Source organism: Paenarthrobacter sp. YJN-5, from assembly GCF_015040095.1.
Classification (GTDB): Bacteria; Actinomycetota; Actinomycetes; order Actinomycetales; family Micrococcaceae; genus Arthrobacter; species Arthrobacter ureafaciens.
Genome location: NZ_CP053544.1, coordinates 674314 through 690496 on the forward strand (window position 1 = coordinate 674314; position 16183 = coordinate 690496).

At 63.1% G+C, this 16183-nt stretch carries 19 protein-coding genes; 11 read left to right on the forward strand and 8 right to left on the reverse strand.

The genetic code is table 11. The annotated features are described in order from the left end of the window. Nucleotides 1-73 precede the first annotated feature (73 nt). Together HMI59_RS03160 and HMI59_RS03165 are read left to right on the forward strand one after the other, a co-directional pair. Nucleotides 74-1045 carry a DnaJ C-terminal domain-containing protein gene (locus HMI59_RS03160; protein WP_193592768.1) on the forward strand — a complete coding sequence of 324 codons (972 nt, stop codon included), beginning with the start codon at nucleotides 74-76 and terminating at the stop codon, nucleotides 1043-1045. Between the two features lie 10 nt (nucleotides 1046-1055). Continuing rightward, a complete protein-coding gene (locus HMI59_RS03165) occupies nucleotides 1056-1487 on the forward strand; it encodes a heat shock protein transcriptional repressor HspR (RefSeq protein WP_021472876.1) in 432 nt (143 codons plus the stop codon). Between the two features lie 31 nt (nucleotides 1488-1518). On the opposite strand, the gene HMI59_RS03170 is transcribed toward HMI59_RS03165, so the two are convergent. Then, complete coding sequence (locus HMI59_RS03170; protein ID WP_193592769.1) at nucleotides 1519-1917, reverse strand: nuclear transport factor 2 family protein; 399 nt, start codon at nucleotides 1915-1917, stop codon at nucleotides 1519-1521. A gap of 62 nt (nucleotides 1918-1979) precedes the next feature. Beyond that, nucleotides 1980-2393 carry a hypothetical protein gene (locus tag HMI59_RS25605; RefSeq protein WP_227471521.1) on the reverse strand — a complete coding sequence of 138 codons (414 nt, stop codon included), beginning with the start codon at nucleotides 2391-2393 and terminating at the stop codon, nucleotides 1980-1982. Nucleotides 2394-2621: 228 nt separating this feature from the next. On the opposite strand from HMI59_RS25605, the gene HMI59_RS03180 reads away from it, so the two are divergent. Beyond that, a complete protein-coding gene (locus HMI59_RS03180) occupies nucleotides 2622-2957 on the forward strand; it encodes a DUF3040 domain-containing protein (RefSeq protein WP_021472844.1) in 336 nt (111 codons plus the stop codon). Here the strand turns inward: HMI59_RS03180 and HMI59_RS03185 are convergent. After that, nucleotides 2954-3397: a hypothetical protein gene (locus tag HMI59_RS03185; RefSeq protein ID WP_193592770.1), complete on the reverse strand. Its 444-nt coding sequence runs from the start codon at nucleotides 3395-3397 to the stop codon at nucleotides 2954-2956. The two genes, HMI59_RS03180 and HMI59_RS03185, sit on opposite strands and share 4 nt — an antisense overlap. 84 nt (nucleotides 3398-3481) lie before the next feature. Continuing rightward, a complete protein-coding gene (locus HMI59_RS03190) occupies nucleotides 3482-4132 on the reverse strand; it encodes a hypothetical protein (RefSeq protein ID WP_021472842.1) in 651 nt (216 codons plus the stop codon). A gap of 106 nt (nucleotides 4133-4238) precedes the next feature. On the opposite strand from HMI59_RS03190, the gene HMI59_RS03195 reads away from it, so the two are divergent. Both HMI59_RS03195 and HMI59_RS03200 read left to right on the forward strand, forming a co-directional pair. Then, entirely contained in the window at nucleotides 4239-4583 is a 345-nt protein-coding gene (locus tag HMI59_RS03195) for a hypothetical protein (RefSeq protein WP_193592771.1), read from the forward strand. 129 nt (nucleotides 4584-4712) lie between these two features. Further along, nucleotides 4713-5507 carry a GNAT family N-acetyltransferase gene (locus tag HMI59_RS03200; protein WP_193592772.1) on the forward strand — a complete coding sequence of 265 codons (795 nt, stop codon included), beginning with the start codon at nucleotides 4713-4715 and terminating at the stop codon, nucleotides 5505-5507. Between the two features lie 5 nt (nucleotides 5508-5512). On the opposite strand, the gene HMI59_RS03205 is transcribed toward HMI59_RS03200, so the two are convergent. Continuing rightward, nucleotides 5513-6664: a Fic family protein gene (locus HMI59_RS03205; protein WP_043427194.1), complete on the reverse strand. Its 1152-nt coding sequence runs from the start codon at nucleotides 6662-6664 to the stop codon at nucleotides 5513-5515. Nucleotides 6665-6846: 182 nt separating this feature from the next. Here HMI59_RS03205 and HMI59_RS03210 point away from each other — a divergent pair, with 182 nt between their 5' ends. The 3 genes from HMI59_RS03210 to HMI59_RS03220 all read left to right on the forward strand — a co-directional run bounded on the left by HMI59_RS03210 (nucleotide 6847) and on the right by HMI59_RS03220 (nucleotide 9013). Next, nucleotides 6847-7512, forward strand: a complete 666-nt coding sequence (locus HMI59_RS03210; protein WP_193592773.1) for a GntR family transcriptional regulator — start codon at nucleotides 6847-6849, stop codon at nucleotides 7510-7512. Further along, nucleotides 7509-8687 (forward strand): MFS transporter, encoded by a 1179-nt coding sequence (locus tag HMI59_RS03215; RefSeq protein ID WP_193592774.1) that lies wholly within the window; start codon nucleotides 7509-7511, stop codon nucleotides 8685-8687. The genes HMI59_RS03210 and HMI59_RS03215 overlap by 4 nt, the downstream gene beginning before the upstream one ends. A gap of 161 nt (nucleotides 8688-8848) precedes the next feature. Then, the gene (locus HMI59_RS03220) at nucleotides 8849-9013 is read left to right on the forward strand and encodes a hypothetical protein (protein ID WP_227471522.1); all 165 of its coding nucleotides are present in this window, start codon (nucleotides 8849-8851) and stop codon (nucleotides 9011-9013) included. 59 nt (nucleotides 9014-9072) lie between these two features. Here HMI59_RS03220 and HMI59_RS03225 read toward each other — a convergent pair whose 3' ends face one another. Further along, nucleotides 9073-12483 (reverse strand): DEAD/DEAH box helicase, encoded by a 3411-nt coding sequence (locus HMI59_RS03225; protein ID WP_193592775.1) that lies wholly within the window; start codon nucleotides 12481-12483, stop codon nucleotides 9073-9075. 343 nt (nucleotides 12484-12826) lie between these two features. Here HMI59_RS03225 and HMI59_RS03230 point away from each other — a divergent pair, with 343 nt between their 5' ends. After that, complete coding sequence (locus HMI59_RS03230; protein WP_193592776.1) at nucleotides 12827-13783, forward strand: type IV toxin-antitoxin system AbiEi family antitoxin domain-containing protein; 957 nt, start codon at nucleotides 12827-12829, stop codon at nucleotides 13781-13783. A gap of 126 nt (nucleotides 13784-13909) precedes the next feature. Here HMI59_RS03230 and HMI59_RS03235 read toward each other — a convergent pair whose 3' ends face one another. Further along, entirely contained in the window at nucleotides 13910-14422 is a 513-nt protein-coding gene (locus HMI59_RS03235) for a hypothetical protein (protein ID WP_193592777.1), read from the reverse strand. 132 nt (nucleotides 14423-14554) lie between these two features. On the opposite strand from HMI59_RS03235, the gene HMI59_RS03240 reads away from it, so the two are divergent. Next, the gene (locus HMI59_RS03240) at nucleotides 14555-15052 is read left to right on the forward strand and encodes a sigma-70 family RNA polymerase sigma factor (protein ID WP_021472833.1); all 498 of its coding nucleotides are present in this window, start codon (nucleotides 14555-14557) and stop codon (nucleotides 15050-15052) included. Further along, nucleotides 15049-15711, forward strand: a complete 663-nt coding sequence (locus tag HMI59_RS03245) for an anti-sigma factor (RefSeq protein ID WP_179012930.1) — start codon at nucleotides 15049-15051, stop codon at nucleotides 15709-15711. The genes HMI59_RS03240 and HMI59_RS03245 overlap by 4 nt, the downstream gene beginning before the upstream one ends. Here the strand turns inward: HMI59_RS03245 and HMI59_RS03250 are convergent. After that, nucleotides 15694-16182 (reverse strand): type II toxin-antitoxin system RatA family toxin, encoded by a 489-nt coding sequence (locus HMI59_RS03250; protein ID WP_021472831.1) that lies wholly within the window; start codon nucleotides 16180-16182, stop codon nucleotides 15694-15696. The two genes, HMI59_RS03245 and HMI59_RS03250, sit on opposite strands and share 18 nt — an antisense overlap. Between the last annotated feature and the right edge of the window lies 1 nt (nucleotide 16183).

Below are 16183 nucleotides of genomic sequence, written 5' to 3' on the forward strand. Positions count from 1 at the left end.
GGCAGTTCGTGACAGTGTTTGAGATGAACATTGGCATGAACTGCCATCTCGTTACCAACGAAAGGAAACGCTCTTGGCCAGCCAGGACTGGGTTGAAAAGGATTTCTACGCGATCCTTGGTATCGCCAAGGACGCCTCCGACGCCGATATCAAGAAGGCTTACCGCAAGCTTGCCCGGCAGTACCACCCGGATACCAACGCCGGAGATGCTGCCGCGGAAAAGCGGTTCAAGGACATCTCCGAGGCTTACTCGGTGCTGTCGAGTCCTGAGGACCGGCAGCAGTATGACGCCATTCGCGCCATGGGTGGCGGGGCGCGCTTTGCTCCCGGTGCCGGGCGCGGGGGTGCCGGTGCCAACGGCGGGTTCGAGGACCTGTTCGGTGGCCTGTTCGGCGGCGGCGCACGGCAATCTCCCGGAGCAGGCGGTATTCCGCCGGAGTTCGCGGACCTGTTCGGTGGCGGTTTCGGTGGGGGACCTGCCGGATTCCAGCGCGCACCGCAAAAGGGATCGGACCGAACTGCAACCACGTCCATCTCCTTTGCCGGTTCCATCAAGGGCACCACGGTCAGCCTGCGTGAGAGCAACGGCAACGTCATCGACGTCAAGATTCCCGCCGGCATCAAGGACGGCCAGAAGGTCCGCCAGCGCGGCAAGGGCAATGCAGGCCCGGCCGGCAACGGTGACCTCATCATCACCGTCAACGTGAAGCCCCACGACTTTTTCCAGCGCGACGGCGACAACATCCGTATCCATGTGCCTGTCACCTTCGCGGAAGCGGCGCTGGGCGCCACCATCGAGGTTCCAACGCTCGACGGCGACACCGTCAAGTTGCGCGTCCCGGCGGGCACACCCTCCGGCCGGACCCTTCGGGTGAAGGGCCGCGGTGTGAAGACGTCCAAGGTGACCGGCGATTTGCTGGTGACCATCGACGTCGCCGTTCCGCAGAACCTGAGCAAGGAAGCGGAAGAGGCTGTGAAGGCGTTTGCTGCCGCCACCTCTGATGCGAACCCGCGGCGGGACCTGGCCTCGAAGGCCCGGTTGTAAGGAGGCGGTCATGGCAATGGACGTCAACCAGCCGATCTTTGTCATCTCCGTCGCCGCGGAGCTTGCCGACATGCATCCGCAGACGTTGCGCCAGTACGACCGCCTGGGCATCGTTTCCCCCAGCCGTGCTCCGGGCAAGTCCCGGCGTTACTCCCAAAAGGACGTTGACAAGCTCCGGGAGGTCCAGCGCCTCTCGCAGTCGGGTGTCTCCTTGGAAGGCATCAAGCGCATCATGGAGCTCGAGAACCAGGTGGCTGCGTTGCAGTTCAAGGTTGCCGAACTGACCGAAGAGCTGTCACGCCGGCGCAGCCCCTTGGAAGCCCGGATCTTCGCGGCGGGCGCCGGAGGCGACGTCGTCAGCCTTGCCCGCGGGCAGCGGCCCCGCCCGCGTTCGCAGGCTGTTGTGGTGTGGCGGCCGCGTCCGGGGGATAAGCAGCGGTGAGCGCTGTTGTGGCTTAGCGAGCTCCAAAGCTTTAGCCGCCCACGGTATCCGCGTGCCGGTGTACCACCTTCCACTGTCCGTCTTCGCGCCGATACACCTGGGTAGCCCGCAGCACGTAGCTGCGGGCCTCGCCATTAATGGACGCTGAGGTGTGTTCCAGTCCGACGGTATAGGCCATATCGCCCACGACGTCGTAGCTCTGGAGCTCGAACTCGTAGGACACACAGTCTGAGAAGCTCTCGCCCAAATGCGTGAAAAGGTCGTGCAGGGCGAGCTGTCCCAAGGCATTCCGCCAAGCACCCATCACGCTCACTGGTTCTTTGCGCGACCAGACGGCCCTGCGGGGTTCTGGATCGCCGTTATGCAGGGCCTGTTCGGCGTGCCGAAGATCGGACGTCACCCAGGCCAGGAAATCTTCACGATCGGTCATATCGACAGTATGCGCCTGCGCCGGGCTGTTGCGGGCGTACCAGATGCTGCCAGCCCGTTGCCTCAGAGGCCCGTTCGGTTCCAGCTGACAACTACCCGGGCCGCGCCTTCGTCCGTCCGCTCGACGTTCGTCACGATTTCTGCGTCAGTGGCGCCCATGTTCCGGATCTGCTGGCGGTAATCCTCGATGTGGGCCTGCAAGGATTCCTCGGTCCACTCGCCAGGACGCATCCGGGTCGAGATCTCTACCGGTTCAGTCCGTGGGAGCAGCACGTCCGGCGTGTTGGTGCCCCCAGGTTCCGTCGCCGCCCGTTTACCCGGTTGGCTGTTGCCGGCAGGGACAGCCACCCGCCGTGCAAAGATGCCCCCTGCCACCCCGGCAACGAGGGCCGTGAGGATCAGCCATGCAGCCCGCCCACGCTTGGGTCGTGTTGCTTGTGCAGTGTTGTTCCGGATTCTTGCAGTTCGTCGTGCCATGGGAAGAAGTGCCTTCCAGTTGGTTGTCCGTACGCGTGCTGGGAACTACCCCTTCAGGGTGCCACAGTCAGCTCCGGTCATGCACTGCAGGAGCTTCAGCCTGGACCTGCCCAGTGGCTAGTACCCCGGATTCGGCAGATAATGAAGGCAAGGTACGGCAAGCAGTGCCCGCGCCCGGCAAGAGGGCTCCAGCGTCAGAAACGGGAGCCGTAGGTGAGGTAGATTCCGATGTCGTTGTCGGATGAAGAACGCAGGAGTTTGGAAGAACTCGAACGGGGCCTGGCCGCGTCGGACCCCGACTTGGACCTGCAGCTGAAGTCAGGCCGCCTGCGGGGGACGGCGGCCAGGACGGTCATGGGCGTGCTGGGTGTCCTTGCCGGATTCGCCTTGATCATCACCGGGATCGCCACGCAGATCCTGATTGTGGGTGTCGCGGGATTCCTCGTAGCGGGTGCGGGGGCTTATGTGCTGTTGAGCAGGCTGGTATTTCGTCGGCGCCTCCGCCGGGACGACGGTGGGGACCGGAACGACCAGACCGGTCCCAAGCGGCTCTGGCCGGACTAGTTCGTGCCCTCTTGTGACGAAGCCGCGTGGTTGGCCGCCGTCTCCGAAGCGGAAACGGGGGTGGGTTCTCCTTGAGGGAGCAGCGTCCGCCAGAGGAAAACGGCACCAGCGGAAAGACCTGCTGCGGCAATGAACGTCAACCACAAACCTCGGCGCGAAGGAGTCCTTCCCGCTGACCCCCTGCGACGGTCAGCAAGGGCCTGAGTGGCCCGTTTGACCGCCTTGTTCGCTGCACGGCGGGCTTTCCGCGCCGTCCTGCGGTTGCCGGTGAGCGTCATCATCACTCCCTGAACAACGGACGGCACGTCGGCGTGGTTGATGCGGGAGAGGGCCCAGCCCACCACTGCATCGGACTGCGAGGCCTTCCCGTCAGCAGCGTGCCTGACCCACTCGCCTGCGAGCTCCTGGGCTGCGGAAATGACGGTCTGCGGCTTGTGCATGAGGACTCCTGGGAGAGGGATGTGCTTCGACGGCCAGCCTACGCCGCCAGCTCCTTCAGGAACAGGCGACTCTGCCCGCGCAGCTTAGTCGCGGATTACCGAAGCCAGCTCGACCGGGTTTTCAAGCCCTTCCCAGGTTCCTGTGAGGGCCAGCTCGGTGTGCAGTTCCGGTGCCGCGGCAGTGTTGACAGCGGCATCGACGGCGACTTCCACTACGCGGTTTACTTTCAGGCGGAGGCTTCCCGCGTCAATGATGGTCACACCGCTTCCCGATACCGGCGCCGAAGCGCTCAAGGCGGGCAGGCCGCCGTCGAGCATTCCCGTTCCTTGTACCGAAACTGTGCTCGGGCGGGGCTGGGACTCGCCGTCCACGAACTGTTCGGCCTCTTTCTGCCCGGTGAGGATGGCAGTGGCCAGCGCTTTGATGTAGACGGGGTCGGCGCAGGCGTCGTAGACCCAGCGCTTCCCAAGGACGGAGTGGTCCATGGTGCCGATCAGCCAGTCGTTCGCACCGGCCAGCTCGTAGCCGCGGTAGCTGAGGGGAACCTGGTAAATGCGGTCGCCGGCTGAGACGACGTGGGTTTCGATTCCGACTTCACCGGCGGGATCGTCAAAGCGGTAGGCGCCCACCAGCTCCGGTTCGCCCTCCTGGATGAACCACGGCTGCTTCGGCAGGTAGTCAGCGATGAGCTCGAGCTTGCTGGGGGACAGGGTTGCCTTGTGAATGATCGCCATGCCACCCAGCCTAGGGCAGCACCGGTCAGGTCTCTAAGTTGTCCCGATGCGCAGGCATTGCGGGGCTCTGATTACAATCGAAGGGACGTCGACCATTGAGGGAATCATGAAGAAACTCACCACTGTCCTGATCGCTGCCGGGCTGCTTGCCTCGGCCTCCGCCTGCTCAGCACCGCAGCTGACCACCGCGCAGACATGCGACAGGATGGCCGCCGCCGCTTCCGGGCTCACCCAGGAATCGAACAAGACGGCAACCAACCGCGTGGCCAACGCCATCCGTCCCATCCAGGCCGTGGCTTCCGACGAGATGAAGCCCGTGGTGACCTCCATCCTGGATTTCCTCGACGAGCAGGCCAAGTCCGATCCCGATGAAGCCAAGCTCGGCGAGCTGACCACCGCCTACCAGGAAGCCGGCACCAAGTACGGCGAACTCTGCCGCGGCGCCCAGTAGCCGGCACCCCTTCCGGACGCTCTCTCACATAACGGCCCCTTTTCGCGTTTCCTCTCTCACTCGATGACAGAGGAAACGCCGAATCGGGGCCATAAGTGAGAGAGCGTTTTTTGTGGGTAGGCTTTCCCGATGAGCCAGGCAGCAGCACGTTTCCTCGAAGCCTACGACGCCCAGCTCCGCACGGAGGCGGAGATACCGGGTGCGCTGACTGTCCATGGACACGGCCCCCTTCTACTCGCTGCTTTCGTGGGTGGCCGCGGCTTCATTACGTACCGTAATCTGGGCGGGGCGGATCACCAAGGCATCCAGGCCTTAGTGGCCGAGGCACTCAACTTCTTCAGGAGCCAGCCTCACATCACCAACGTTGAGTGGAAATCCAGGGGACACGATCATGCCCCGGGACTGCATGATGCCCTGCTCGCCAACGGTTTTACGGCTGACGAGCCCGAATCGATCATGATCGGGGAGGCACGGACGCTCAATGCGGAGGTGCCAGTGCCCGACGGCGTGAGGTTGCGTCGCGTAGTTGACGAACCTGACGTTCGGGCCATGAGCGCCATGCAGGATGGAGTTTTCGGGGGACCGGTGTCGAAGGAACGAGCCGACGAACTGCTGCACCGCCTTTCTTTGGACGACAGCATCGAGCTGTGGGTCGCTGAAGCCGAGGGCCGGATGGTCAGCGCCGGACGGTTGGAACCCGTTCCGGGTACGGACTTTGCCGGAATCTGGGGCGGAGCCACCCTCCCGGAGTGGCGAGGCCGCGGGATTTACCGGGCCCTCACTGCCCGACGTGCACAGTCGGCCCTTGCTCGTGGAAAGTCGCTCATCAACAGCGACTCGACGGAGTTTTCACGTCCGATCCTGGAGCGTTCGGGTTTGATCAAAGTCTCGACCACCACTCCGTACCGGTGGGTGCGGGGCTGAGGTACTCAATAATCGCGATTTGCCAGACGACGGTTGAGCCGGTCGACCTCGTCCAAGACTTCCGTTGCCGCCCAAGCGCGATTTCGCTGGGACTGCGTGATCAGGGAGAGTACTCCGGCGTCTGTCAGCCGGTCAAGGACCCTATAAACAGAGCGCTCGTCGATCCCCGCGGCATACGCGGCACTGTGCGCCTCAAAGACAGGGCGTTCCAAGAGCCAAGTCAGAATCCTTTCGTCGGCCGACCCCTTGCGGGGACGAACGACCTCTGTCCATGCTGCAGGCAGCGCGTCCAGTGCGGTAACTGATTCGCGCGCAGCATCCGCAGCTCGAACTGACGACTTCGCTAGATAGAGCACGAAAGGATCGACATCCCCGTCGCGGTAGTTGTTCAATAACGCGAAGTAGGTTTCGACGTCAGCCACCATTGCGGAGGCAACTGGGGTCACAGTGTTCCTGGTTAGTCCCCGTCGACGCGAGACGGCCCCAATCAGGGCCCTGCCGATGCGGCCGTTGCCGTCAGTAAACGGGTGGATGGATTCAAAATGTGCATGCGCAATGGCTGCCTGTGCCATGATCGGGATGTCTTTGCGCTGACAGAAGGCCATGAGGTCGTCCATGAGTTCCCGGACCATCCCGGGTGGGGGAGGAACATGGACTGCTCCTCGCGGGGAATAATCGCTGCCCCCGATCCAGTTCTGCACCTCGCGGAATGAGCCGGCGTTGTGTCCGTCCAGCGGGTCATCCTTCATCAATGTCCTGTGTGCTTTGAGAAGCGACTCCATCCGGACTTCACCTGCTACCCCGGCGTCGTTGATCATGCTCTGCACAGCCTCGGCGGCGGCTACCATCGACTTGGCCTGATCGGATGCTTTCAGACCGACTAGTGCCCGCGCGTAGTCGTTGCGATTCGCGTCGACGTGTTCGATCTTCGACGAGGACACTGCCTCACTCCGCAGGAGGAAGTCGCTGATTGCCGCCATGCGGGACCCTGCCGTGACATCCAGCGATGCAATGGCAGCGGCTGCCTCTTCGAGAGCTAGAACGGTCTCCCGGCTCGGCTCGAACCCCAGATTCGCAATGTGCGGAGGAAGCGATACCTCAACTTCGGTAAACATCCTGTCTTCGCGGGGCGGACGCCCGGAAGATTTCCACGGCATGACGCGCCTCCCGTGCGCTGGCCAACCTCCCATCACCCCTCCTAACAGTGATTTAGATGCCTGTTATTCGCATTTTACAGTTTAAATGCGAATAAGCGCTCATTTAGGCACTCTTTTTGATCCACGGCAGAAGCTATGTATAGATGTATACAAGTACACTTCACTCCTACTTGGGCGGCAGCATGGCAGAATCACGGCTTCGGAACACCGGGGCGAACCTCGTTTACACCGAGCTAAAGCGGCAGATCCTCGATCTGGAATTGAAGCCCGGAACCCGAATCTTCGAGCCCGCGATGGCTGCAGCAATGCAGGTCAGCCGGACCCCACTGAGAGAAGCGATCAGGAGACTCATTTCGGAGAGCCTTCTTGAGCAACAGCCAACTGGCGGCGTCCTGGTTCCGTTGCTTGATGAGAAGGCGGTCTCCGAGCTGTATGACGTCAGGGCTGCCCTTGAGTCATTGATGGCCCGCGAAGCCTGCGCCAAGGCCACCACCGAACACATCGAAAAACTACGGGGAATCCTGGACCGAAACGCAGCCATGGTCGGATTCGCGGACGAGGCCATGAGGCATGGAGTGACCCTCCATGCCACCATCGCAGACATCGCCGGCAACTCCTGGGCACTTCGATTCCACGAGCAGATTGCCAGCCAAGTTGAGCGGTACCGGTACTTCACCAACAACTCACCGGAACGTCGGGAGGAGGCCTTGGCGGACCACCGGGCACTGGTGGAAGCCTTGGCGGCCAAGGACCCGGAGCGCGCGGCGAAGCTAGCCTTTGATCACGTCATTGGAGCCCGTGACGAGACTCTGCGCGTCATCGCAGACAAGGGTCTCGACGCCGAATGATCGGCGAACTGGGGCGGCGCTCGTCAACTGCTCTCCTCCTTCACTCGGCGCTGATTCAGGCCATCACTTTCCTGGTGAGGCCGGCTGCAACATACCGGGCCCTGGAACTCGACGTTCCCGCCTTCGCGCTCGGTGTGCTGGCCGCCAGTTACGCAGTCTTTCCGTTGTTGCTGGCCCTTCCCATCGGAAATCTGGTGGACCGCCTTGGCGAGCGTCGGCTGATGGCCGCGGGCTCCGCCGTCGTGCTTTCCTGCTCGGTGTTCCTGCTGCTGTGGGGGTCGTCCGTGGCTGCGCTGATCGCGGGAACAGCGCTCCTGGGTGCGGGCCAGCTTGCGTGCGTGGTGGGGCAGCAAGCCGTGGTGGCGAATAACGCTGCCTCGTCCCGTCTTGACTCTGCTTTCGGTTACCTGACCTTCGCAGCGTCGTTGGGCCAGGCCTTGGGGCCGCTGGCTATCTCGTTGGTCGGAGGTCAATCAGTGCGGCCCGACACCCACTCGATCTTCCTCTTGGCCGCCGGCATGGGGCTCGTGCTGTTCGGGACGACGTTCCTGGTCTCATCACGGGTCAGTGGTGGAATGCGGGCCACCCGCAGCGGCGGAGCTCCCCGCGGAAGCGCCTTCTCCCTGCTGCGCGTGCCAGGCGTGGCGCGGGCGCTGGCCACCAGCGCAACGGTGCTGGCCGTCGTCGACCTCACCGTGGTCTACCTCCCCGCACTGGGTGCCGAGCGCGGACTCACCGCGGCCACAGTGGGTCTGATGCTCACCGTCCGGGCAGTCTTTTCCATGGTTTCCAGGCTCGGCCTGGGACGGGTGTCCCGCAGGCTCGGGCGGCTGAAACTCCTTGTTCTTAGTCTCGCTGTTTCGACGGTCGCCTTGGCTGTGGCGGCGATCCCCATGCCGGAGTGGTTGCTCTTCGTGGTCATGGCGTTCCTAGGTTTGGGGCTGGGAATCGGCCAGCCGCTCACCATGTCCTGGCTGTCCGCGCAGGCTCCGGAAGGGCAACGCGGGAGGGCACTGGCCCTGCGACTGGCGGGGAACAGGGTGGGGCAAGTTGTCCTGCCAAGTGCCATCGGAGTGGTGGCTGTGGGCTTGGGCGCCTCCGGAGTGTTCCTGGCATCGGCCGTCGCGGTGGGAGGGACGATGATCCTGCTGCGCGGAGTGCGCCTGGACGACTGACGCGTCATGTTTCCCCCACTCCCGTCACTGCAAAGTAGGCGAAAAAGGGGGACCTGTTGACCAAGAAAAGAAACACTGTCTTCATCACTATGGATCCGAACGCTCTACCGGCTCGCTCTACAAAAGGGTGGGAGTACCTCCTGCCCTGCGATGAGGTGGAGGTGACCATGCAAGACGGGGAAACACTGGGTGGGCTTGTGTTGGATGGCATGTCCGACGGCAGCGGGGTTTGGGTCTACGTCGATGACGTCGGGAAACGCTTCTTCGATGCGGAGCAGGCCGTGGAGATCATCGCGGTTCGGAAGGTAGGGCGCCCGGACATCTGACTGGCAGTAGTGGTTGCCAAAAGGGCTGGGAACAACCGCTAATGCCAGTCAGTTGGGAGTTATTCCGCAAACAGCGCAGCGAGGTCCTCAGCCGTCAACGAGCCGCCGGCCAGGGCGTCACCTTCCATCACGTCCGCGAAAAGTTGCGACTTCTTGGCCTTCAACGCCATGACCTTTTCCTCGATGGTGTCCTTGGCCACCAGCCGGTAAACCATCACGTTCCTGGCTTGGCCGATCCGGTGCGTGCGGTCCACGGCTTGGGCTTCGGATGCCGGATTCCACCACGGATCCAGAAGGAAAACGTAGTCCGCCTCGGTCAGGTTGAGGCCGAATCCACCGGCCTTCAGCGAGATCAGGAAGACAGGAGCGGTACCGTTCTTGAACTTGCTGACCACGTCCCCGCGGTTGCGGGTGCTGCCGTCGAGGTAGCAGTATTCAATGCCTTCGGCGTCCATGCGTTCCCGAACCTTGCTCAGGAACCCGGTGAACTGGCTGAAGATCAGCGTCCTGTGGCCCTCGGAGATGATGTCCTCGAGCTGTTCGAACAGGACATCCAGCTTGGACGACCGCACAGCGGACATGGAGGAGTCCACCAGTGAGGCGTCCAGGCTGAGCTGCCGAAGCAACGTCAGCGACTGGAAGATCGTGAAGCGGTTCTTGTTCACGTCGTCGATCAAGCCGAGGATCTTCTGCCGCTCCCGCTGCAAATGGGTTTGGTAGACCTTTTGGTGGCGCGGGTTGAGCACCACCTCCAGCACCTGCTCCTGCTTTGGCGGAAGGTCCTGGATAACCTGCTCTTTGGTGCGCCGCATCATGAGCGGACGGACCCGACGCCGGAGCTTGCCCAGTTGCGCCGAGTCGCCGTTCTTCTCCACCGGCTTCTGGTAGTTCTCGGCGAACCTCTTGGGACTGGGGAACAACCCCGGCGCAACGATCGACGTCAGGGCCCAAAACTCCATCAGGTTGTTCTCCAACGGGGTGCCCGTGATGGCCAGCTTGAAGCGCGCAGGCAGCTTGCGTGCGCACTGGTAGGCCTTGGACTGGTGGTTCTTCACGAATTGGGCCTCGTCCAGCATGAGCCCGGCCCATTGGAAGTACGCGTAGGCCTCGTAATCGATGCGGAACAGCGCATAGGAGGTAATAACGACGTCGGCACCCGCCAAAGCCTCCGACGGCAACAGGCCACTCTTGGCAAAGGTTTCCGAAACCGTCCGAACCGTCAGGCCGGGTGCGAACCTCTGAGCTTCCAAGGCCCAGTTGCTGACGACGCTCGTTGGTGCGACCACCAGGAACGGGGCCCTGTCCCTGCCTTCGGAAGCAGCCAGTTCCTGCGCCGCGCAGATCAGCGCCAGCGCCTGGACGGTTTTGCCGAGGCCCATGTCATCGGCGAGGACGCCGCCCAGGCTGTGCTTGTAAAGGAAGCTCAGCCAGTTGAACCCTTCCAGCTGATACGGTCGCAGCTCAGCGTTAAGGCCGGCCGGCAGCGGCAGTCCGGTGACGCCGTCGTCGAGCAGTCCACCAACGGACTCACGCCACGCAGCCGCTTGTTCGTCCACGATTCCAAGCTGTGCGAGTTCGTCCCACAGCCCTACCTGGAAGCGGCTGATCTGCAGGGTTCCGTCTTTGTTGTCCGGGTTGTCCTGCAACGAACGGGCCTCGTCGATGAGCTCGCGGAGCTGGTGGAGCTCGGGCAGATCGAGGGAAAAGTGTGCGCCGCTGGGCAGCAGCATGCGGGTCTGCCCGGCAGCGAGCGCCGAGAAAACGGCGGCGAAGGATACCGGTTCACCCTCGAGCGTGATGACGATCCCGAGGTCGAACCAGTCTCCGCTCGCGGTCTCCTTGGTGGAGATTGACACGACAGGCGCTTCTTCGGCCTCCCGGTAATCGGCAATGTCACCGGAGGTTTCCACCACGACGTCGGGTAGTTGCCTGAGTGCAGGCAGCACCTCTTCGGTGAACGCCAGGGTGTCCAGGCCACTCAGCTCAGCGGTAGCGGTGAGCCGGGGCGCACCCCAACCCCCTGTTGAGGATTCAGCGAGGGCAGGGACGATCTCCCACGGGTGCCCCAGCGACTCGAGGATGCGTGCCTCCGCCGCGTCGTCCCGGTAGCCGCGATCGTCCGGGTGCCGCCAGAGGGGTTGGGCCGTCACCAAGGTTCCCGACGTGTAGTGCCACTCCCAGTGCAGCCGGACCTTGTGGTCGTTGCCGTAGTTGGCCAGCAGGGACAACATCGGCACGGCAAGCGTGGGCAGCTCCACCGATTCGTCGGCTGCCTGAACCGGCGTGGACTGCCGGAGCTTGGGGTAGAAAGACGTGAGGAAGCGGCCCTCGTCCTCGGCCGGAATCTCCAACGTGGAACCCTCGGTCACGAACTCCAGCAATTCATCGCTGAGGCTTCCCTCAAGCGGCGCAAGGGTGATCAGGTTCTTCTGCTGCGGCGCCCCGGGCAGAGTGTCGGCGCCGGATTGCGTATAGAAGATCCCGTTGGCCGGCTTTCCCACAAAGCCAACAGTGGCCGGATCAACGGCTTCCCCATCAACGGTGACTGACGGCGACAGCCGCAGGCCGCCGTCGGGCTTTCCGTCAGTGGTACCTTCGGTTCCTGTCCTGGCCAGGCTCAAACCCACGACGGCGGGTTGGGACTCCACGTGAACGGGTTCAGTACCAGCGGTGTGGATGAGCGGAATTCCGGCTTTCCTGGCTTCTTCAAGGAGTGACCAGAGGTTCTTGCCGGCGAAGTCGTTCAGACTGAGCCACATTGCGCCGGAGGGCTGGTGCCGCCCGCTGGGGGAACCGTGGGCTGCCATGAAGGTTTGCAGCCATTCCACCTGGGCCTCGTTGAATTCGCGGCGGAAACTGATGTAGCTGAGGTTGTTCCACGATACGTCGCCGCGGATCCATTTGCCCTTCGCACCCATCATCATGGGGCGGGCCTTGAGTTGCCTTACGCTCCTTGCAGGGTCGCGGCGGCCTGTGTAGGAGAAGTGCGCGGCAGGTTCTTCCACTTCGAACTGCAAAGCGAGCTGGATACCGGCGGGGTTGGCGGGTGCTCCAGGCTTGGTGATCAGCCTGTTGAGGGCAAGTTCCCATGCGGGACGGCTGGTGGCCTGGCTTGGGTTCGCCGTTTGCATCCCGGGGGACTGGGCAAGGAGCTGGGCCCGAATGGTGGGGTGGTCCTCCGCCGTGAAGAGCAGGGCTGCGACGTGCTTGCAATCCTTCCGGACCGGGCAGCTGCAGATGCCCACGGTGCAGCTCCAGCCGCTCGGTTTTCGCACCAGCTTTGCCGACGTGGAGTAGGGCTGCACTCCGTTGCCGCGGACTTTGCCGAGGAGGAGCCCGGTGGCTGAGTCGAAGGTAATCCCGTTGACCCGGCTTCCCATGGCATAGGCCAGCCCCGCCGCGAGGGAGCGGTCGTTAATGGCAGGTGTTTGTATGGCCAGTTCCCAATTGTCATCGGGGTGGGATGGCATGCAGGCGACTACTTTCGGAAGGAGGTTATCTGCCCAATCTTAGTCAGCCTGCTGCGGCTCCCAAATTTGAGCCGCCGGGTTCGCGGGAACGCTGTGGGTTCGCATGGAAGCTTGGGGCGCGGCGGCAGGCTTCCGGCGATCTCGGGAGCCGCAGGTGGGCGATAGGTAAAGCGTGCGGCGGAGCTCGGCGTCGTTCCCGCAGCTTTGGTGCATCCCGCCGGGTTCGCGGGAACGATGCTCAGACGCTGTAAGTTTGCGGGGGTATTCGCACCGTTGGCGTGTACTTTCCACATAGCGACGACCAGGCCTACTGTCGACTTGGAGGCCCGGCGATGCTGAAGCGATGCAACCAACATCAAGTGTGACCACTCGGTCGACCCTCCGCGCCGCACCTCAACGAGGCTACATGTGGCGCACGGACGAGCTGCTTCGCCTGGGCTACAACAGCCGAAGCATCAAGTACCTCTTGGATTCAGGCGAGCTGCGTCGAATGCGGTACGGATGCTACATGAGCGCCGGCAAGTGGGACTCCATGGGACCACGAAGTCAGGCCCTTGCGCGGATCATGGCCCATGCTCACGGAACCCTGACGACTTCGACGGGCGGTTTGGTCTACAGCCATCTATCGGCGGCACGACTCCATGGCCTGTTCTTGTGGGGTGTGGACCAAAAAGTCCACGTCCTGCACCCGGTTCGACCGTCCTCGGGTCGATGGGGCAAGGATGTCCGGGGTCATACTGAAGCGCTGGCCGAGACTGAGATCGTGACGGTGAGAGGCCTGCGGGTCACGTCGCTTGAGCGCACAATGTTCGACTGTGCCAGGATGCTCAGCTATCCGAAGGCGTTGGTCATCATGGACCATGGTCTGCGGCTTGGGGCAGATCGGAGTGTGCTCGCCTCAATGGGCGCAGCGTCCGCGGGAAAGCGCGGGATCCGTATTTTTCGCAAGGCCCTTGAGAATGCCGATCCTCGGTCCGAATCCGCAGGCGAGACGCTGAGCCGGGAGTTGATGCAGCGGTTACGCATCAAACCACCGGAACCCCAATTCCGCGTGAAGACCCGGGTAGGAAGCCACCGCTTGGACTTCGCGTGGGAGGAAGAAAAACTGGCCTTGGAATTCGACGGGAAAACCAAGTATTTCGACTACAAACCAACCGACGAGGTCATCTTTGAAGAAAGGCGACGCGAGAAGGCGCTCATGGAGGACGGCTGGAGGTTCATCCGGATCGAGTGGAAGGACCTGTTCCAAGAGGGGACCTTCAAAGAACGAATCCTTCGAGCGCTCAGGTCGCCCAGGTAAGGGGGATGGTCGCAGCGGTTCGTGGGAAACGTGCATAGGCGCAGGGAAGCTTGCAGCGGTTCGGCACGCTTCCCGCGAACTCGGCACTAGGCGAACTCGGCGATCGGCAACGGACGAGGGGCCCACTCAGTAGCCCGAACCAGCAGCGCCCTTGATCATCTCTCCGCCGGGGCTCACCAGGTACCAGACGTTGTTCACACCCTGGCCTCTAACGTCACCGGGGGCCTTGTCCTGGGCGTAGTAGTACAGGGGCATGCCGTTCAGCGTGACCTGCTTCTTCCCGTCGGGCGTGGCGATGGTTCCCACAGTGCCGGTGACGCCATCAACCTTGGGCGCGTCCGCCGTCGTCGTAAATACGGGCCACGCGGCAAGGCATGCATCCACGCAGGCGCTCTTGCCGGAGTCCTTGACGTCCTTCGTGAAGAAGTAGAGGCTCATTCCTTTGCTATCCACCACGATCGGGCCGGCGCTGGAGGACGCCACCTTCATCTCCGCGTCTGCCTCTGCTGTGCTGGGAGCGGACACGGATGACGACGCCGGCGGTGCAGAGGACGTGGAGGTGCCCGGACTGCCGGCGCATCCTCCCAAGGCCACCGCGAGGACCACAGCACCAAGTCCAAAGCTGAATCTATTCTTCATCACTGGCTCCCTTGACGGGCCGGCCGGAGTGGGCCGGCGCTAACCCTAAGACGCCGCCGGGGGAAGAATGGTTCATGGTGAACCGTGTGCCTGGAAAAGGCGTCGTATGGGGTGGGAGCGAAGGAGGTGGCTATGCCGTTGGACGAGGACGTGGTGGCAGCGATCTACCGCGACCACGGCACGGCCCTGAAGCGCTTTGTGCTCAGTTGCACCCCGGATGCGCACCTGGCTGACGACGTTGTGCAGGAAACCATCCTGAAAGTGTGGCAGCACGCCCCGCACATCACGGGAAGCCTGCGGAGTTATCTTTTCAGGACCGCGAGGAACGTGATCATCGACAACTACCGGAAGGCCCAGCGCAGGCCCGCGGAGGCAGAGGAGCACGAACTTCCGGACCACGTCGCCACCGAGCGCGTGGACGAGCTCTTGAACCGTGTGCTCATGGAGGAAGCGCTTTTGCGGCTCAGCCACGAACACCGTGAAGTTCTGGTGGCCCTGCACTACCAGCGGTACACGGTCACCGAGGCGGCGCTGCACCTGAACATCCCTGTGGGCACTGTTAAGTCCCGGGCTTTTTATGCAGTGAAAGCCCTCCGAACGATTCTTGACGAAATGGGGGTGGAAAAATGAACGCCGATTCCGTCCACCAGTTGCTGGGCGCCTACCTGCTGGGTGGGCTTGAGCCGGATGAGGCACGCGCGTTCGAGGACCACCTCGCCGCTTGCGCGGACTGCCGCGGCGAGCTGGAGGAGCTCGAAAGCCTTCCCGCGTTGCTCGACGCCGTCCCCGCCGCTGATGCAGTCGCCCTCACCGTTGCGGGCGGAAGCCAGCCGTTGGCGCCGTTGGAGACTGTCCCGCCGTCGCTCCTGGTTGATCTCTCCACCCGCAGGCGGAAATCACGACGGCGGTGGGCAGCCGTTGTTGGGGCTGTCGCCGCCGCGTGCCTGGCCTTGGGATTCCTGGCGGGTCCTTTGCTGAACCAGCCACCGAAACCCGACGCCACGTATTCCGTTCAGTCGGGCGATGGCCTGCAGCTGACGGTTGGCATGGTCAAGAAGACCTGGGGCACGGAGTTGGCTGTTGAGGGGCGGAGCATGCCGCTGGAAGGGACGCTCTACCTGTGGGTCAAGGGGCGCGACGGCGCTGAGGAACGCACGTGCGGGTGGACGGCGACGCCCAGCGGACGCATCAAGATCACCGGCGCCACTCCTGTTCAGCTGACCGGCATCGCGGGTGTTGAGCTCAGGGACGATTCGGACAAGACGGTGGCGTCAATCTCCGTGCCGTGATGCTGCCTGCAGTTCGGCCACGAGGGCGGGGTCCTCGCATGCCCTGGCGAAGGCCTCGATCCGACGCTCAATTTCGCGGCCCAGCACCCATGTCCCGATTTTCTCGGCGATAGGCGCCAGCCAGCCGGGCCTGCAGGAGAACGTGTATTTCCACACCGCGCGGGTGCCCCCGGGCTCCGGAGTGAACCGCCACCCGCCTCCGAAGGTGCCGAAGAACCAGGGGCCGGCCACCATGGTCATTCCTACGTTTCGTGGGGGATTGTAGGAAACGTACTCGGTCACCATGGTCAGCTTCATCCGGGATACGGTGCGCGTGCGGACCCCTTTGCCTGGTTTCGTGGCGCCGTCAACGAACGATTGTGCCGAGATGAACGGGTCCCATGTGAGCCTGAATGCGCCTGTGGTCTGGGAGAGGGCGAAGGTGGTCTCCGGATCCAGGCGGATGAACCGTTCTGCGCGTACCTGCGGCATA

What these genes read in the sequence shown, in the direction of transcription:
- HMI59_RS03170 (WP_193592769.1), bottom strand. Translation starts at nt 1,917, where the DNA reads ATGACCGATCGTGAAGATTTCCTGGCCTGGGTGACGTCCGATCTTCGG.
- HMI59_RS03245 (WP_179012930.1), top strand. Translation starts at nt 15,049, where the DNA reads ATGAACGCCGATTCCGTCCACCAGTTGCTGGGCGCCTACCTGCTGGGT.
- HMI59_RS03165 (WP_021472876.1), top strand. Translation starts at nt 1,056, where the DNA reads ATGGCAATGGACGTCAACCAGCCGATCTTTGTCATCTCCGTCGCCGCG.
- HMI59_RS03225 (WP_193592775.1), bottom strand. Translation starts at nt 12,483, where the DNA reads ATGCCATCCCACCCCGATGACAATTGGGAACTGGCCATACAAACACCT.
- HMI59_RS03230 (WP_193592776.1), top strand. Translation starts at nt 12,827, where the DNA reads ATGCAACCAACATCAAGTGTGACCACTCGGTCGACCCTCCGCGCCGCA.
- HMI59_RS25605 (WP_227471521.1), bottom strand. Translation starts at nt 2,393, where the DNA reads ATGGCACGACGAACTGCAAGAATCCGGAACAACACTGCACAAGCAACA.
- HMI59_RS03250 (WP_021472831.1), bottom strand. Translation starts at nt 16,182, where the DNA reads ATGCCGCAGGTACGCGCAGAACGGTTCATCCGCCTGGATCCGGAGACC.
- HMI59_RS03210 (WP_193592773.1), top strand. Translation starts at nt 6,847, where the DNA reads ATGGCAGAATCACGGCTTCGGAACACCGGGGCGAACCTCGTTTACACC.
- HMI59_RS03200 (WP_193592772.1), top strand. Translation starts at nt 4,713, where the DNA reads ATGAGCCAGGCAGCAGCACGTTTCCTCGAAGCCTACGACGCCCAGCTC.
- HMI59_RS03180 (WP_021472844.1), top strand. Translation starts at nt 2,622, where the DNA reads ATGTCGTTGTCGGATGAAGAACGCAGGAGTTTGGAAGAACTCGAACGG.
- HMI59_RS03185 (WP_193592770.1), bottom strand. Translation starts at nt 3,397, where the DNA reads ATGCACAAGCCGCAGACCGTCATTTCCGCAGCCCAGGAGCTCGCAGGC.
- HMI59_RS03195 (WP_193592771.1), top strand. Translation starts at nt 4,239, where the DNA reads ATGAAGAAACTCACCACTGTCCTGATCGCTGCCGGGCTGCTTGCCTCG.
- HMI59_RS03235 (WP_193592777.1), bottom strand. Translation starts at nt 14,422, where the DNA reads ATGAAGAATAGATTCAGCTTTGGACTTGGTGCTGTGGTCCTCGCGGTG.
- HMI59_RS03215 (WP_193592774.1), top strand. Translation starts at nt 7,509, where the DNA reads ATGATCGGCGAACTGGGGCGGCGCTCGTCAACTGCTCTCCTCCTTCAC.
- HMI59_RS03190 (WP_021472842.1), bottom strand. Translation starts at nt 4,132, where the DNA reads ATGGCGATCATTCACAAGGCAACCCTGTCCCCCAGCAAGCTCGAGCTC.
- HMI59_RS03205 (WP_043427194.1), bottom strand. Translation starts at nt 6,664, where the DNA reads ATGCCGTGGAAATCTTCCGGGCGTCCGCCCCGCGAAGACAGGATGTTT.
- HMI59_RS03240 (WP_021472833.1), top strand. Translation starts at nt 14,555, where the DNA reads ATGCCGTTGGACGAGGACGTGGTGGCAGCGATCTACCGCGACCACGGC.